The 13,180-nt window shown below is 61.4% G+C and carries 17 protein-coding genes and 1 pseudogene; 9 read left to right on the plus strand and 9 right to left on the minus strand.

Annotated elements, in window-relative coordinates:
* Nucleotides 1-67 precede the first annotated feature (67 nt).
* From PZL22_RS26490 to PZL22_RS26510, 5 genes and pseudogenes are all read left to right on the plus strand, one after another.
* A complete protein-coding gene (locus tag PZL22_RS26490; RefSeq protein WP_010968037.1) occupies nucleotides 68-907 on the plus strand; it encodes a type 1 glutamine amidotransferase domain-containing protein in 840 nt (279 codons plus the stop codon).
* Nucleotides 908-1,069: 162 nt separating this feature from the next.
* Nucleotides 1,070-1,333: pseudogene (locus tag PZL22_RS31470) on the plus strand (putative quinol monooxygenase).
* 19 nt (nucleotides 1,334-1,352) lie between these two features.
* Complete coding sequence (locus PZL22_RS26500) at nucleotides 1,353-1,706, plus strand: Gfo/Idh/MocA family protein (RefSeq protein ID WP_234826198.1); 354 nt, start codon at nucleotides 1,353-1,355, stop codon at nucleotides 1,704-1,706.
* Nucleotides 1,706-2,422 (plus strand): Gfo/Idh/MocA family protein, encoded by a 717-nt coding sequence (locus tag PZL22_RS26505; RefSeq protein WP_234842983.1) that lies wholly within the window; start codon nucleotides 1,706-1,708, stop codon nucleotides 2,420-2,422. The genes PZL22_RS26500 and PZL22_RS26505 overlap by 1 nt, the downstream gene beginning before the upstream one ends.
* Nucleotides 2,419-2,541, plus strand: a complete 123-nt coding sequence (locus tag PZL22_RS26510) for a hypothetical protein (protein WP_014990290.1) — start codon at nucleotides 2,419-2,421, stop codon at nucleotides 2,539-2,541. The genes PZL22_RS26505 and PZL22_RS26510 overlap by 4 nt, the downstream gene beginning before the upstream one ends.
* Nucleotides 2,542-2,602: 61 nt before the next feature.
* Here PZL22_RS26510 and PZL22_RS26515 read toward each other — a convergent pair whose 3' ends face one another.
* Together PZL22_RS26515 and PZL22_RS26520 are read right to left on the minus strand one after the other, a co-directional pair.
* A complete protein-coding gene (locus PZL22_RS26515) occupies nucleotides 2,603-3,394 on the minus strand; it encodes an aldolase (protein WP_010968041.1) in 792 nt (263 codons plus the stop codon).
* A 26-nt stretch (nucleotides 3,395-3,420) separates the two neighbouring features.
* On the minus strand, nucleotides 3,421-4,125 hold the full coding sequence (locus PZL22_RS26520) for a haloacid dehalogenase type II (protein ID WP_010968042.1): 705 nt from the start codon (nucleotides 4,123-4,125) through the stop codon (nucleotides 3,421-3,423).
* 90 nt (nucleotides 4,126-4,215) lie between these two features.
* On the opposite strand from PZL22_RS26520, the gene PZL22_RS26525 reads away from it, so the two are divergent.
* Nucleotides 4,216-5,088, plus strand: coding sequence for a LysR family transcriptional regulator (locus tag PZL22_RS26525; protein WP_010968043.1), 873 nt, complete (start codon nucleotides 4,216-4,218; stop codon nucleotides 5,086-5,088).
* Between the two features lie 50 nt (nucleotides 5,089-5,138).
* Here the strand turns inward: PZL22_RS26525 and PZL22_RS26530 are convergent, their stop codons facing one another.
* The 3 genes from PZL22_RS26530 to PZL22_RS26540 all read right to left on the minus strand — a co-directional run bounded on the left by PZL22_RS26530 (nucleotide 5,139) and on the right by PZL22_RS26540 (nucleotide 6,702).
* On the minus strand, nucleotides 5,139-5,294 hold the full coding sequence (locus PZL22_RS26530; protein ID WP_017264742.1) for a hypothetical protein: 156 nt from the start codon (nucleotides 5,292-5,294) through the stop codon (nucleotides 5,139-5,141).
* Between the two features lie 85 nt (nucleotides 5,295-5,379).
* Complete coding sequence (locus PZL22_RS26535) at nucleotides 5,380-5,538, minus strand: hypothetical protein (RefSeq protein WP_017276730.1); 159 nt, start codon at nucleotides 5,536-5,538, stop codon at nucleotides 5,380-5,382.
* A gap of 123 nt (nucleotides 5,539-5,661) precedes the next feature.
* Nucleotides 5,662-6,702, minus strand: coding sequence for an NAD-dependent epimerase/dehydratase family protein (locus PZL22_RS26540; protein WP_010968044.1), 1,041 nt, complete (start codon nucleotides 6,700-6,702; stop codon nucleotides 5,662-5,664).
* Nucleotides 6,703-6,790: 88 nt separating this feature from the next.
* On the opposite strand from PZL22_RS26540, the gene PZL22_RS26545 reads away from it, so the two are divergent.
* The 3 genes from PZL22_RS26545 (at nucleotide 6,791) to PZL22_RS26555 (ending at nucleotide 8,627) form a co-directional block, all read left to right on the plus strand.
* On the plus strand, nucleotides 6,791-7,678 hold the full coding sequence (locus tag PZL22_RS26545; RefSeq protein WP_014528000.1) for a LysR family transcriptional regulator: 888 nt from the start codon (nucleotides 6,791-6,793) through the stop codon (nucleotides 7,676-7,678).
* Nucleotides 7,679-8,019: 341 nt separating this feature from the next.
* The gene (locus PZL22_RS26550) at nucleotides 8,020-8,274 is read left to right on the plus strand and encodes a type II toxin-antitoxin system HicA family toxin (protein ID WP_017264738.1); all 255 of its coding nucleotides are present in this window, start codon (nucleotides 8,020-8,022) and stop codon (nucleotides 8,272-8,274) included.
* A complete protein-coding gene (locus PZL22_RS26555; protein WP_003530441.1) occupies nucleotides 8,271-8,627 on the plus strand; it encodes a type II toxin-antitoxin system HicB family antitoxin in 357 nt (118 codons plus the stop codon). Before PZL22_RS26550 ends, PZL22_RS26555 begins: the two co-directional genes overlap by 4 nt.
* Before the next feature lie 372 nt (nucleotides 8,628-8,999).
* Here the strand turns inward: PZL22_RS26555 and PZL22_RS26560 are convergent, their stop codons facing one another.
* Genes PZL22_RS26560 through PZL22_RS26575 form a run of 4 tightly spaced genes read right to left on the minus strand, consistent with a single transcriptional unit; the run spans nucleotide 9,000 to nucleotide 13,120 of the window.
* Nucleotides 9,000-9,656, minus strand: a complete 657-nt coding sequence (locus tag PZL22_RS26560; RefSeq protein ID WP_010968046.1) for an SGNH/GDSL hydrolase family protein — start codon at nucleotides 9,654-9,656, stop codon at nucleotides 9,000-9,002.
* 29 nt (nucleotides 9,657-9,685) lie between these two features.
* A complete protein-coding gene (locus tag PZL22_RS26565) occupies nucleotides 9,686-10,636 on the minus strand; it encodes an ABC transporter permease (RefSeq protein ID WP_010968047.1) in 951 nt (316 codons plus the stop codon).
* A 2-nt stretch (nucleotides 10,637-10,638) separates the two neighbouring features.
* Complete coding sequence (locus PZL22_RS26570) at nucleotides 10,639-11,610, minus strand: ABC transporter permease (RefSeq protein WP_010968048.1); 972 nt, start codon at nucleotides 11,608-11,610, stop codon at nucleotides 10,639-10,641.
* Nucleotides 11,611-11,626: 16 nt separating this feature from the next.
* Nucleotides 11,627-13,120, minus strand: a complete 1,494-nt coding sequence (locus tag PZL22_RS26575; protein ID WP_010968049.1) for a sugar ABC transporter ATP-binding protein — start codon at nucleotides 13,118-13,120, stop codon at nucleotides 11,627-11,629.
* Nucleotides 13,121-13,180: the final 60 nt, after the last annotated feature.

Raw genomic sequence — 13,180 nt, forward strand, 5'->3', positions numbered from 1 at the left:
ACTCATAACGGATCATCAGCCATCCCTGCCCGTGCGGTTTGGGAATGGCCTTCGCCTGGAGAAAAACATGAAACCCATCCGCACTTTTGCTCTCGCCCTTGTCCTTGGAACAAGTGCCTTTACCGCACAGGCCGCCAACGTGCTGGTCGTTCTTTCCGATTCCGATCACCTCGACCTCAAGGACGGCAAGGTTTTCGAGACCGGCTTCTACCTCAACGAGTTGATGCAGCCGGTAAAGGCGCTCACCGAGGCCGGGCACGACATCACCTTTGCGACCCCGAAGGGTACGGCGCCGACATTGGACAAATCCTCCGTGGACAACATGTATTTCGGCGGTGACGAGGCCGCAATGCAGGAAAGCATTGCCATGCTCGACAAGCTCAAGCTGACATCCGACAGCAGCTCGCCGGTCCTCAGCCTCGCCCGCGTCGAGCAGATCGGTTACGACCATTTCGATGCGGTCTATGTGCCGGGCGGCCATGCCCCGATGCAGGATCTTTTGGTCAGCCCGGAACTCGGCAAGCTACTCGCCGACTTCCATGCGAAGGGTAAGACAACCGCCCTTGCCTGCCACGGCCCGATCGCGCTCCTGTCGACCCTGCCCGATGCGTCGGCCTTCACCACAAAGCTTGAGACGAGCGGTTCAGCGAAGGCCGAGGGCTGGATCTATGCAGGCTACAAGATGACCGTCATCAGCAATCAGGAAGAGGAAATCGCCAAGGGTCTGCTGAACGGTGGCAAGATGAAGTTCTATCCGCAGACGGCATTGGAAGCGGCCGGCGGAGACTTCGTCAGCAATGAGGCGCCGTGGGCCTCAAACGTCGTGACCGACCGCGAACTGATCACCGGCCAGAACCCTGCCTCCGCCCCGGCCGTTGCCACAGAACTGCTGAAACGCCTGAAATAAACCGGCCCGACCAGTGGCCAACGCCGCTCCCGGAACGGTGACGATGCTTCACCATCATTCACACCGCCATGTAGCGGCTTGGGCGCTGCCCATATCGCAAGCGGGGAACCAGCCTGACAGGACAGAAAAGTGACCAATAGTATAAAAGTAGTGGCGCGCGTCATGATCACACCCGGCAACGAAGACGCATTCGAGACATATGCGGCGGAACTGTCGGTCGCCACACGGGCCGAGGCGGGGTGCCTCTCCTATCATCTCCATCGACACCTCAACCAAAAGGGCGTCTACGTCTTCGTCGAGGAATGGGCCTCCCGCCAGGTATAGGAACAGCACATGTCCGGCGAAGCCATCCGCGCCTTCAACAGGCAACTGCCCGCCGGAACGATCGCCCACATCGAGATCCACCCCCTCGAACAGATCGCCTGAGGCGACAGAAGGCATGACCATGACTAAGGCAAAAATCGGAATCGTCGGCACGGGTTTTATTGCGACGATCCTTGCCCCGCAAATCCAGTCATCCAAGAAGGCGAGGCTAGACGCCGTTTCGAGCCGCACACTTGCGAAGGCCGAAAGCTTTGTCGCCAACTATCCGGGCGCCATCGCCGTCGAGGGTGCCGATCAGTTGATCGCACGCGATGATGTCGACGCGGTTTATATCGCGACCCCAACGTCAGCGAAGGAAGACGTCGCAAGCCGTGCGCTCACTGCCGGCAAGCATGTCCTCATCGAAAAGCCGCTGCATTCGGCGGCGTCTTTTAAACGCCTGTCGGCTCTCGCCCGTCAAAAGGCCTCGTGCTGATGGACGCCACCCACTTCGTTCATCATCCGCGCACATCCGCGATGCGTCAGCGTCTGGCCGCACTGATCGGCGCCCCGCGTTCGCTGCACACTATGTTCTATTTCCCCTTCTCCGACCGGGAGAACATCCGCTTTGACCCGATCGACGAGCCGATGGGCGCGGCGGGCGACATGGCCTGGTATTCGATGCGGGCCGTCGTCGAATACCTCGCACCGGACGCGCTCGAAGATATCAAGGTCTTTGCCGAGTGGGACCCGCACTCAGGCGCGGTCATCCGCGCAACCGGCGTCTTGCAATTCAACGCCGGCAAGACCGCAACCTTCGATGTCGGTTATACAGCCGGTGCGGCGGTGATGGAGCTCACCGTCGCCGGCACATCCGGCGTCCTGACGCAGGACGATTTCGTCCTCGACTGGCAGAGCGGCTTCGGCTTCGATAATCCCGACATTCAAACGGGTTTCATCCATCGTTCCGGCCTGGCCACGCGGAATGACTTCGCTTTCATCGAGACGCCGAGCGAAAGATCACAACACGCCCTCATGATCGACAACTTCGCCGATCTGATCCGCAACGGCGACGCCGCCGAGCGGGAGATCTGGTTGTCTGTGACAGAAAAGACGCAAGTCTTCCTCGATGCGATTTGGCAGGAAATTCAGACGCAAACTCGAGCATCCCCGGCAATGACCCCCCAAGTAAATATGAGAGAAATTCCATGAACAGCCTGTTCGAACCATACGAGCTGGCGGGGCGCACCCTGCGCAACCGGTTCGTCATGGCTCCCATGACCGCCGCCCGCGCCAATGTCGGCGAAGCGGAACCTCGCCCCGAGGACTAGGCGCTGACGGCCTGACCAATAGGAATGGCAATGTCCGAGAGCCGTCGCCATTCCTTTCACGCTACAGTCTGTATTCGGGCGCCACAACGTCAAGTCTGCGCTTGAGGCTTTCCAGATGCAGCCGCGCACTCTCCGGATCGCCCTCCCGCATCTGTCTGGCGGTCGCCGCTGCAATTTCGGGATCGACCGGCAGAAGCGGCCGCCCCGTGCTCATCGCCTTCAACTGCACTTCCGCTGCCCGCTCGAGATAATAAAGATCATCCCACGCCTCCGCGATATTCGGCGCGCAAACCATGACACCGTGGTTTTTCATAAAGAGAATATCCTTGTCGCCAAGAACGCTCGCCAGACGATCTCCCTCACGGTCGTCGAGCGCAAGGCCGTTGTAGTCCTCGTCAACCACGGTGCGCCCGTAAAATTTAAGCGCGGTCTGCCCGGCCCACTCAAGCGGCTCTCCTTCGATCATGCTGAGCGCCGTCGCGTTCGGCATATGGGTATGAAACGCCGCACCGATACGCGGCGCCGCCTTATGCAGACGCGCATGAATGAAGAAGGCCGTCGCCTCCGGTTCGCCATCGCCGGAAAGCACATTGCCGTCGAAATCGCAGATCAGCAGGCTGGACGCCGTCGCCTCCTCGAAAGCCCAGCCAAGCCGGTTGACAAGGAAGACATCCGCATGCCCAGGCACGAGCGCCGAAAAATGATTGCAGATCCCCTCCTCAAGGCCATATCGCGCCGCCGCCCGCAAACAGGCAGCCAGATCCACACGCGCCTGCCAGATCTCTTCCCCGCCGAGATCGACGTTTCGCAAGATCGCCGGTGCAGCCAGTCCGCGTTTAAGTTCATGCGCCATGAATATATCTCCGTAAGAACAATCGCCTATTCCATCCAGCCCGCGGCGGACAGCAAGCCGCAAACTTCGTCAAGCCGGGCAACCGTTTCATTCGGCACGTAATCGGCAAGTGGCTTCCGCCCGGTTCCGCGGTCGACCCAGATCGTTCGGAAGCCAAGCTCCCTTGCTGCGGCGAGATCGAGATGCGGACTGGCGCAAATGTGGACCAGTTGCTCCTTTTCGATACCCAACTCTCTCCAGGCATGCTGGAATATCTGCCTTGCCGGCTTGTAAGCTCCGGCCTGCTCCGCCGTGATGACCCGATCGACCGAACCGCCAAGTTGAGCGACGTTTCCGGCGATGATCGCGTCGTCCGTGTTGGAGATAATGGCGAGCTTGAACCCTGCCGCCTTCAGCCTGGTAAGCGTGGCGACCACCTCCGGAAAGGGCGGCATGCGGCTAATTGACGACGTCAGGATGTCTGCATCGTCAGGTGATACATCGAGGGAGAATTCGCCCATCGCAAGCGCAAGGGCTGTCGCGCTCACATTCTTGAACGACCGGTGCGGACGCTCCCGTTCCAACCGATGCTCGTACCGGTCGTATACGGAAATAAAGGCATCGCGTTCGATGGAACGGTTCTTTCCGGCAAGAATCCTCTCCATCGCCGCCAGCAAGCCTTCGTCCCACTGAATGAGAGTGCCGTAGCAATCAAAAGTCAGCCATTCCGGCCGCTGTCCAGAACGGATCATGTCGCTCTCCTGTTTAACTGGCAGCAGGATTGACATAACGCGCCGTTATTTGGAAATTGGATGTTGACATGTTCTCCATTGGAAAACCAAATGACCTTCGGATTTGATCTCGATCTTCTGCGCGCCTTCACCGCTGTCGTGGAGACCGGTGGGTTTACGCGCGCAGCGGAACGGGTTCATCGCACGCAATCGACGATCAGCCAGCAGATCAAGAAGCTCGAAACCAACCTTGGCCATGTTCTCCTTATCCGGGACCGCGCAACGGGGAGCGTTCGCACCACCGAGGAGGGCGAACTTCTGATGAGCTATGCCCGCCGGATATTGTCGGTTTCGGCCGAAGCAAACGAAGCGCTCGGTCGATCGATGCCCTCGCCGAAGACTGTTCGCCTTGGGGTTCCCGAAGACTTCGCTGGGCGACGGATGATTGATCTGCTTTCTGGATTTGCACGGGCTTCTCCGCGCACGAGGCTCGATACGATCAGCGGCTGGAGTTTCGAGCTTCGTCGGCTCTTGCAGGCAGGAGAAATCGACCTCGCCCTTGTAAAGCGTGAGCCGGGGGACGGCGCCTGCATCGCCAAATGGGAAGAACGCCTGGTCTGGATCGGTGACCCGTTGCTCGCCGTCGGCAACGATCCGGTTCCCCTTGCGGTTTTCCCCTCAGGCTGCATCTATCGGGAGCGAGTGATCCGGGCGGTGGAACGCAGCGGCAAAGCTTGGCGTATCGCCTATTCCAGTCAGGGTCTCATGGGCGTGCAGGCCGCTGTCGCCTCCGGCCTTGGCATCAGCCTACTGCCCAACGATGCGGTGCTGCCCGAACATCGGCTGCTGCATGAGACTGATGGCTTTCTGCCGGAACCCGCATCGGAACTCGCGCTCATCACCGTCGCGAAAAAGCTGGACCCCGCCCTGCAGGACCTTGTGGATTATCTGCTGGCTAGCCTGAAAGCGATGAAGTTCACGTAGAGGGCTTGGTTCGCAGTCCTTTATCCCGCCGTCCATCAACTCGCCGTCCGCTAAGCGCTCGCTTGTTTATCAAGGTCGGGCGCAGCCGGAATATCGGAAATCGTGGCATGGGCGACCAGCGGCACGATGACGAGGCTGAAGGCGATGGTGATGACCGACTGGCTACCGATTGCGGTGACTGGCGTGAGCAGCCCGTCGCCGAGCATGGGCAGAGTAAGCGCCAGTGGTAGAGCCAGGATCATGCGCAGAGGGGGCGATGGCGGACGGAGTGGACGACCAGATTGGGTGGCATTATGGCTGCGAGCGGATGCGGCCGAAGCCCGGCCGGCCGATCATCCGCCCGTCGGCCAGTGCCTTCCTGATGAACGGGGTGCCCAGCAGCACGGAGAGCAGGCCGATCCAGATCGGCGTCATGGCAAAGTCAGCGCCGATCCGGCCGAACGACAGCACCGCCTCGCCACGCCAGAGGGGGCGGTTTAGGCCGCATTGCAGGGCGTGTTGAAGGCCGCGACGCCCGGTGTCCGTGCGATCACATAGGTCCTCCAGTTCACCTTGTATCTCCGTCTTTCAAGGTTAGGCATGGCGAAGGCGGGCATGGCTCTGCGATCGGGCAAGGCAGCCCATATCGGTCAGCGCCGCGGCGATGGCCTGGTCGAGGGGCGTATGCGGTTCGACGCCCAGCAGGTCAACGAGACGTTGATTGTCGAGGCGCATGGGGTGTTTCCACGCCGGTTCGATCTCCAGCGTTTCCTTCGGAAACCCGCCAAAGGGCGCGGCAAGACGCATCATCCACCACGGGAAGGCGCGTTCCGGAACATCCTGGGCCACGGCCCGGCGGACCGCATCGCGCATCTGCGTACCGGTTGGATCCCAATGGCCGGCGAACTGCACCGTTTCATAGGCGCGCAATCGTTCGGGAATTGCCATAAGGCCGGCGAAGGCCGCAGCAAGATCAGGCAGATAGGCATAGGCATGGGGTACACCCGAAGCCATGCTGGTAAACTTGCGCACCGGCCGTCCCGGTTGCACCATCGCTTGCGCGAACCAGCTGGCCCGTGTTCCCGGCCCGAAGAAGTCGCCCGCCCGTAAAATGAGGGAGGAAACCTCCGGGGACGCCTCCGCCAATTTCCGCTCAAGCGCGACGCGGATCCTGCCCTTCGTGGTGCGTGCATTCTGCGGGGTGTTTTCGTCGATCACAGGCGTCTGCACCGGATCGTAATTATAGACCGTGCCCGGCAGCACGATACGGGCGCCGCCTGCCGCACGAGCGGCCGCCAGCGTATTGTCAATCATCGGCAGCACGAGCGACGACCAGTTTCGATAACCCGGTGGGTTGACGGCATGGACGATGGCCGCGACGCCATCTCCCAGCGTGGCCGCGCGAACGACGGACGCCCCGTCCATGGCGTCACCCGTGACGAACTGCGGAGCCGGGCAATCATGTCGCCAGCCGGACCTGGCCGCATCGGCGTTCCGGCACAGGGCACGGACCTGCCATCCCTCGCGCATGAGCCTGGCAGCGATGGCACCGCCAACGCCGCCCGTAGCGCCAAGAACGAGGGCGGTCCGGTTGGCCGCCCGGTTGCCTACATGTGTGGAAACAGTCTGAACCATGAGTAATCTCCTTTCGATGAGGAGAGCTTCGGTCAAATCGGATCACAAGAAAATTGCCAATAAGCCTCCATCTGACTATAAGAAATTTATGAGCAAGAACGTGGACTGGGACGATCAGCGGGCCTTTCTGGCGGTGATGGAAACCGGCAGTCTGTCGGCGGCCGCACGACGGATGGGACTGTCTCAACCCACTGTGCGCGCGCGCATCGAAGGGCTGGAAGCCGCGCTGGGTACGGCGCTGTTCACCCGCTCGGTCCATGGACTGGTACCCACGCCGACAGCCGAAGCAATGGCCACGCCCGCCCGGGCAATGGCACACGCCTCGGAGGCCATGCTACGCGCCGCGTCGGCGGACTCAGCAACAGCGGCGGGCCGGGTAAGGCTCAGCGTCTCAGAATTCGTGGGAATCGAGGTTCTTCCGCCCATGCTTCGCAGCCTGCGCGACAAGCACCCGCAACTCACCGTCGAATTCGAACTGAGCAATGCACGCGCCGACCTGCTCGACCAACAGGTCGATGTCGCGGTGCGGATGCATCCGCCTGAACAGTCCGCGCTGGTGGCAAAGAAGGTACCGCTTATCCCGCTCGGCCTGTTTGCTCATCGCGATTATCTAGCTGTCTACGGCCGCCCCGCCACCAAGGCCGAGGTCCGCGACCACTTGTTCATCGGGCCGGACCGCAATCGCGGCGATCTCGCCGTAGCCGCACAGATCGCAGGTTCCGTCCCCGTCAGTTGGATCGCGCGGACGGATAGCCATCCTGCACAGCTCGCGCTCGCACGCGCCGGCCTCGGTATTGCTGTCGCCCAGATTCCGGCGGCTGCGCGGTACCCCGAACTGGAACGCGTTCTGCCGGACGTAGAACTTCCGCAACTGCCGACATGGATCGTCACGCACGAAAATCTTCGTCGCCTGCCACGCGTCGCGGCACTCTTCGATCATCTGGTCGAGGCGTTCGAGAGCTATGGCCGCCGTTAGGGCACACCGTGATGCAAATTTGCAGACATTGTTCACCTCTATCTCACACAGGGCACAACAGCGCCGAACACTTTCCCGTCGATCGATTGACGAGGAGCCTAGAAAAATGACGATGCGCAATCGCCCGAGGTTTACCAATCGGTACGCGGACTGATTATCCATCTCTCGCCTTGAAGGGAGCAGAACCTGAGACCCCCGTACGTCTGGCGCAGCTGAACGGATACGAACTGCCGACTCTTGATTATTGCCCCACCAGCCCAGTCATTCGATCTTTGGGATGGATTCAAGATGCTGTTGAGTTTGTGCTTGCATAATCAGCAAGCGTCTCTATATTTGCTAGCATGAACAGCAAGCAGAGAAAGACCCTCGCGGCCGTATTCAAGGACCCGGCCTCGGGAACGATTGAATGGGCCGCTATAGAGAATCTGCTTGTGGCTGCCGGAGCGGACGTCATTGAGGGGAACGGTTCCCGCGTTAAGTTTGAAAAAGACGGCATCATTGCGAGCTTTCATCGACCTCATCCGGACAAGGAAGCAAAGCGTTATCAGGTGCGCGATGCTCGCGAGTTCCTGATGCAGATTGGAGTAACGCCATGAACACCATGACCTACAACGGGTATCACGCTCGCATCGAATTCGACGCTGAGGACGAAGTGTTTTTCGGCAAGATTGCAGGTATCTCCGATGTAATCGGCTTTCACGGTGACAGTGTCGCTGAACTCAAGAAAGCCTTCCATGAGGCGGTCGATGACTACCTTGAGACCTGCAGGAAAATCGGCAAAGAGCCTCAGCGACCCTATTCTGGGAAGATGATGTTTCGTGTCGCTCCCGAAGTCCATCGCCGAGCAGCTCTTGCTGCTGAGCTTTCGGGAAAGAGTCTCAACCAGTGGGCAGAAGAGGTGCTGGAAGAAGCCGCCGACCATTTTGCCGAGGCGCGCCTGTCGGCGTAGTGCCGTTGCGGCGATCGTAGTTCCCTTCACCGTACCGCCCATCGGCGTGTCCGATGAATTGGCGTTTCCTTCGGTGCGATCATTTGAGACTATCGGCTAGTCGCGACAGAGGGCACGCGCAATTTACCGTTCAATCGAAGTGGTCGTGACGAGTGCCTCAGACTGCGGTGTCCGCACACCCGATCGCCGACCGGTTCGGGATCGCCGAGTGCCGCGAGCGCCAGCAAGATCTGAATCGGACGGAGCCGACCGCCGCTCCGCCCGATGACGGTCGACGCCATCGACCTCCGTAGCTGGCGGTAGGCGAGCGTCAGACTACCGTGGACGCCAAAAGAACACCACTCCGGCAGCGAGGCGCCGGAGTGGCGTCGCTCAGAACAACGCCGCAACTTTGTCCGCGATCGCGTGCCCGAGTCTGATGTTGGTTTCCGCCGAGAGGTGAATGCCGTCGATCCCATCGGTGGAAATGCAATCACCGGCGGCGAAAAACTCGACCTTCATGAAATCGGCAAGCGCCTTGTAGAGGCCGGAGAGTTCCTTCGACTTCTCGTAGCCGCCGCCGAACATGCCTTCGAACCACGGGTCGGGCATCGGCGCGAGCGGCGGCGGAGCGACGACAAGCACCTTCGGCGCGGGATATGGCGTGCCGACGCCACCGGCGCAGGTCAGCACCTGGCCGACTAGCTTGCCCATGCCGTTGGCGATCTCGTAAGGCGTGCGGTGGAAATAGGATTTCGTGTCGTTCGTGCCCAGCATGATGATGACGAGGTCGAGTGGGAGGTGGCTGGCGAGTGCCATGGGCAGGTAGGTGCTGCCGTTGAGCCGCGCGTCGTTGGGGTCGTCGAGGCTGGTGGTGCGGGCGCTCAGCCCCTCTTCGATGATGTGGTAACCGTCGCCAAGCCTCGCGGCCATTGCGCCGGTCCACCGTTGTTCATAGGGATAGCGCAAGGTCGGTGAGGATTCCTTCACCGGAATCCAGCCCCATGTCAGCGAATCCCCAAAGCACAGTACTGAGCGCTTTTCCACCATTAACGTCCTCCATGAATGGCTGTTGATTGTCATTTGCCGGCACGAAGGCCGTAGAAGATGGCCGCGAGCAGGATGATCATGCCCTGAGCGACGAGCTTGCCGGCATCGCCGACACCGAACGTCGTCATGGCAACAAAGAGGAAGGCGAAGCAGAGCACGCCGAAGAATGGTCCCCAGACGCCACCCTCACCACGCCCGAAGACGACGCCGCCGAGAATGGTCGCGGCCACTGAGAGAACCGGCAGGTCGAGCCCGACACGCACGCTGCCAACGGCGATAGACGCCGTCTGGACCAGCGCGGCGATAGCGGCCATCAGGCCGGCGAGTGTGTGGGCGAGGATAACCGTGCGCTCCACCGGAACACCGGAAAAATGCGCGGCCGGCATGCTTTCTCCGACCGCGGCGACAAAGCGGCCGAAGACAGTCTGCGATAGCAGCAGTGCCATCAGCGCGGTGACTGCGATCCAGAGGATGACCGGGCTCGGCAGGCCGGCAAAGCGCGTGTTGAAGAGATCAGCAAAGAGTTTCGGCACGTCGCCTGGTGGCTTGCCGCTCGAAAGATACTGCACGAAGCCAACGAGCACGATGGAAAGCGCCAGCGTGACTATGACGGCAGAGACGCGGCGCTTGGCCACCATCACCCCGTTGAAGAGGCCGATGACTAGGCCGGTCGTCAGCGCCAGTGCGACATAGAAACCGAGCGAGGCGCCGGGGAAAATGCCGGACGAGATGCAGTAATTGATGAGAAGGATGACGCCGCCGCCCGACAGATCGATCGACTTCACCCGCATCACAAGGAGCTGGCCGAGCACGAGAATGCCGAGCGGCACGACCTGCCGCACGAAGACACCGAGGACATTGGCGTTCAGCATCTGCGGGCGCGCGACGAACAGGATCACCAGCAGCATGGCGAGCAGGTAATAGGACGGTGGGACCTTGGAGATGCGCCGGAAGCCGGTCGAATTGACGAGAGCCGACATGATCAGAGTCCTATCTTCTTGCGCGACTGCAGCGCGACGACGGCCATGAGCAGTATCCCCTTGATCGCCGTCTGCACGAAAGGCGTGACGTTGAGAAGGTTCATGCCGTTGGACAGCAGCGCCAGCGCTGCAACGCCGATGACCGTGCCGTGCAGGCTGCCGACGCCGCCGGACAATTGGGTGCCGCCGATGGCGACCGCCGTAATGGCGTCGAGTTCCATCAGGAGGCCGACGTTCGGGTCGCCGGAGACGATGCGGCCCGCGAGGAACACACCGGCAAGGGCGGCGAATAGTGTGCAGATCACATAGGCAAGCAGGATGTTGCGGTTGGCAGGAATGCCGAAATTGCGCGCTGCATCAGCCGAGCCCGAGGCGACGCCTCCGCCGATGGCGAAAAGATGCAGACCGTAGCGCGACCCGTAGAGTAGCTTCCACGCAACGAGCATCGTGACGATGCCCCAGAACACAGGCAGGGGAATGCCGAAGAGCGAACCCTCGACCATCCAGCGCACGCTATCGGGCACCGCGCCACCCGAGACTGGACGCAGCACGCGGGTGATGCCGAGCACGATGTACTGCATGGAGAGCGTCGCGACGATCGGATGCACGCTGAGGCGCGTGACGCAGTAGCCGTTGGTCGCGCCGATGAGGCCGGCGAGCACGAAAACGGCGGGAATGGTGACGAAGCCCGGCAGGTCGAGCGCCAGGATCGCCGTGGTAAAGCTGACGACTGAGCCGATGGACAGATCAAGCCCGCCGACGAGCACGACGAACATCTGCCCGACCGCCGTTATCAGCAGCGGCATGCCTTGTGCGACGAGATTCGCTAGATTGCTCGACTGACCGAACTGGCTGGTGGTCGCGGCCAGCCAAAGCGCCATCGCGATCGCGATCACGAGCGGCAGCAGCCAGAGGCCCCGCCGGCTGCCTCGGCTGGTAAGCAATTTTTCGAAGGTGGAGGAAGAGGATGTCATCAAGTCGTCCAGTCCGTCAGGCGCTGAGGGCGGCGTTGAGAATGCTGTGTTCAGTCGCATCCACAGCCCGTATTTCCGAGACGGCGGTGTTACCGTGGATCACATAGAGGCGTTCGCAGAGGCCGATCAGTTCGATCGTCTCGCGTGACAAAACCAGCACCGCACCGCCGGCTTTCGCGAAATCGCGCAAGATACGGTAGATTTCCGCCTTGGCGCCGACATCGACGCCGCGCGTCGGCTCCTCAATCAGGAGGAGATCGGCATCGGTCGCGAGATAGCGGCCGAGCAGCACCTTTTGCTGATTGCCGCCCGAGAGCGCACCGACAATGGCGGACGGCCCTGATGCCTTGATGTTCAGCCGACGCATGGTTTCGGTAATGACGTCGCCGTACCGCTTCGCCGCCTTCAGCGTCGGCCGGCCCGCATGCAAGGCTGCAACGATGTTCTGCCCAACGGAATGGCCGAGGAACAAGCCCTCATCCTTGCGGTCCTCCGGCACGAAAGCGCCGCCCAGCGCCTGCCAGCGACGGACCCCGCTCTCCTTCGGCACAGGAAGCTGGATAGTCTCTCCCCGCCGGGACGCTGTGCCCTCGACAGGGGCAAACTGCCCGACGAGCGCGCGCACCGCCTTCTGTTGTCCCTGCCCTTCGAGACCAGCGAAGCCGACGATCTCGCCCTTCCTCACCGTGAAGGAGAAGGGCTGAGAATCCGTGTGAAGCCGAAGGCCGGATACGGAGAGCGCCGCGGCACCTTCGCCTTGACCGCGCTCGGGAAAAAGGTCTTCCAGCTCGCGCCCAACCATCATCGCGATCAGCGAGGCGGGCGTCATTTCCGAGAGCGGTCGCGTGCCCACCAGTTGTCCGTCCTTCAGCACCGTCACCACGTCGCAGATGGCAAAGATCTCGTCCATGCGATGGGAGATGTAGACGATGGCCTTGCCGGCTTCGCGAAGCGACCGGATATGCCGGTTGAGGACTTCGACATCGGCGGCATTCAGTGCCGCCGTCGGCTCGTCAAGGATAAAGACGTCGGCGTCCGAGTCGATGCCGTGGGCGATCTCGACAAACTGGCGCTCAGCAATGGAAAGCTCCGATACCAGCGTGTCGGGATCGAGCGTCAGGCCGAGGCGGGCGAGCGCGTCCTTCGTACCCACGCGCATGCGCCGACGGTCAATTCCGCCGAAGCAACCGGTCGGTTCACGGCCGAGGAACATGTTTTCCGCGATCGTCATGTTGGGCAGCAGAGAGAGTTCCTGGAAGACCGTCGATATGCCGGCTTCGAGTGCCGCGCGCGGATTGGCGAAGCTTACGGTTCGGCCCGCGCGGCGAACCTCGCCGCTGTCAGGCTGATGCACGCCGGCCAGGATTTTCATCAGCGTGGATTTGCCCGCACCATTCTCGCCCATCAGGGCGTGCACGGTGCCCGGTGCCAGCGCCAGCGACACATCACGAAGCGCGACACTGCCTCCGAATGCCTTGGAAATGGCTGCCATTTCAATGAGATGCGACATGGATTTCCTTTACCCGAATTATGGGAGGCAAGCAGGCGCCCGCCTCCCGGCGCGGTCCGC

The sequence above is a fragment of the Ensifer meliloti genome, assembly GCF_030064585.1.
GTDB lineage: Bacteria > Pseudomonadota > Alphaproteobacteria > Rhizobiales > Rhizobiaceae > Sinorhizobium > Sinorhizobium meliloti.

Excerpts from the sequence above, each read along its gene's own strand:
- PZL22_RS26490 (WP_010968037.1), top strand. The coding sequence starts at position 68 with ATGAAACCCATCCGCACTTTTGCTCTCGCCCTTGTCCTTGGAACAAGT.
- PZL22_RS26510 (WP_014990290.1), top strand. The coding sequence starts at position 2,419 with ATGAACAGCCTGTTCGAACCATACGAGCTGGCGGGGCGCACCCTGCGC.
- PZL22_RS26505 (WP_234842983.1), top strand. The coding sequence starts at position 1,706 with ATGGACGCCACCCACTTCGTTCATCATCCGCGCACATCCGCGATGCGT.
- PZL22_RS26555 (WP_003530441.1), top strand. The coding sequence starts at position 8,271 with ATGAACACCATGACCTACAACGGGTATCACGCTCGCATCGAATTCGAC.
- PZL22_RS26515 (WP_010968041.1), bottom strand. The coding sequence starts at position 3,394 with ATGGCGCATGAACTTAAACGCGGACTGGCTGCACCGGCGATCTTGCGA.
- PZL22_RS26560 (WP_010968046.1), bottom strand. The coding sequence starts at position 9,656 with ATGGTGGAAAAGCGCTCAGTACTGTGCTTTGGGGATTCGCTGACATGG.
- PZL22_RS26525 (WP_010968043.1), top strand. The coding sequence starts at position 4,216 with ATGACCTTCGGATTTGATCTCGATCTTCTGCGCGCCTTCACCGCTGTC.
- PZL22_RS26540 (WP_010968044.1), bottom strand. The coding sequence starts at position 6,702 with ATGGTTCAGACTGTTTCCACACATGTAGGCAACCGGGCGGCCAACCGG.
- PZL22_RS26575 (WP_010968049.1), bottom strand. The coding sequence starts at position 13,120 with ATGTCGCATCTCATTGAAATGGCAGCCATTTCCAAGGCATTCGGAGGC.
- PZL22_RS26545 (WP_014528000.1), top strand. The coding sequence starts at position 6,791 with ATGAGCAAGAACGTGGACTGGGACGATCAGCGGGCCTTTCTGGCGGTG.
- PZL22_RS26530 (WP_017264742.1), bottom strand. The coding sequence starts at position 5,294 with ATGCTCGGCGACGGGCTGCTCACGCCAGTCACCGCAATCGGTAGCCAG.
- PZL22_RS26570 (WP_010968048.1), bottom strand. The coding sequence starts at position 11,610 with ATGACATCCTCTTCCTCCACCTTCGAAAAATTGCTTACCAGCCGAGGC.
- PZL22_RS26550 (WP_017264738.1), top strand. The coding sequence starts at position 8,020 with ATGAACAGCAAGCAGAGAAAGACCCTCGCGGCCGTATTCAAGGACCCG.
- PZL22_RS26500 (WP_234826198.1), top strand. The coding sequence starts at position 1,353 with ATGACTAAGGCAAAAATCGGAATCGTCGGCACGGGTTTTATTGCGACG.
- PZL22_RS26520 (WP_010968042.1), bottom strand. The coding sequence starts at position 4,125 with ATGATCCGTTCTGGACAGCGGCCGGAATGGCTGACTTTTGATTGCTAC.
- PZL22_RS26565 (WP_010968047.1), bottom strand. The coding sequence starts at position 10,636 with ATGTCGGCTCTCGTCAATTCGACCGGCTTCCGGCGCATCTCCAAGGTC.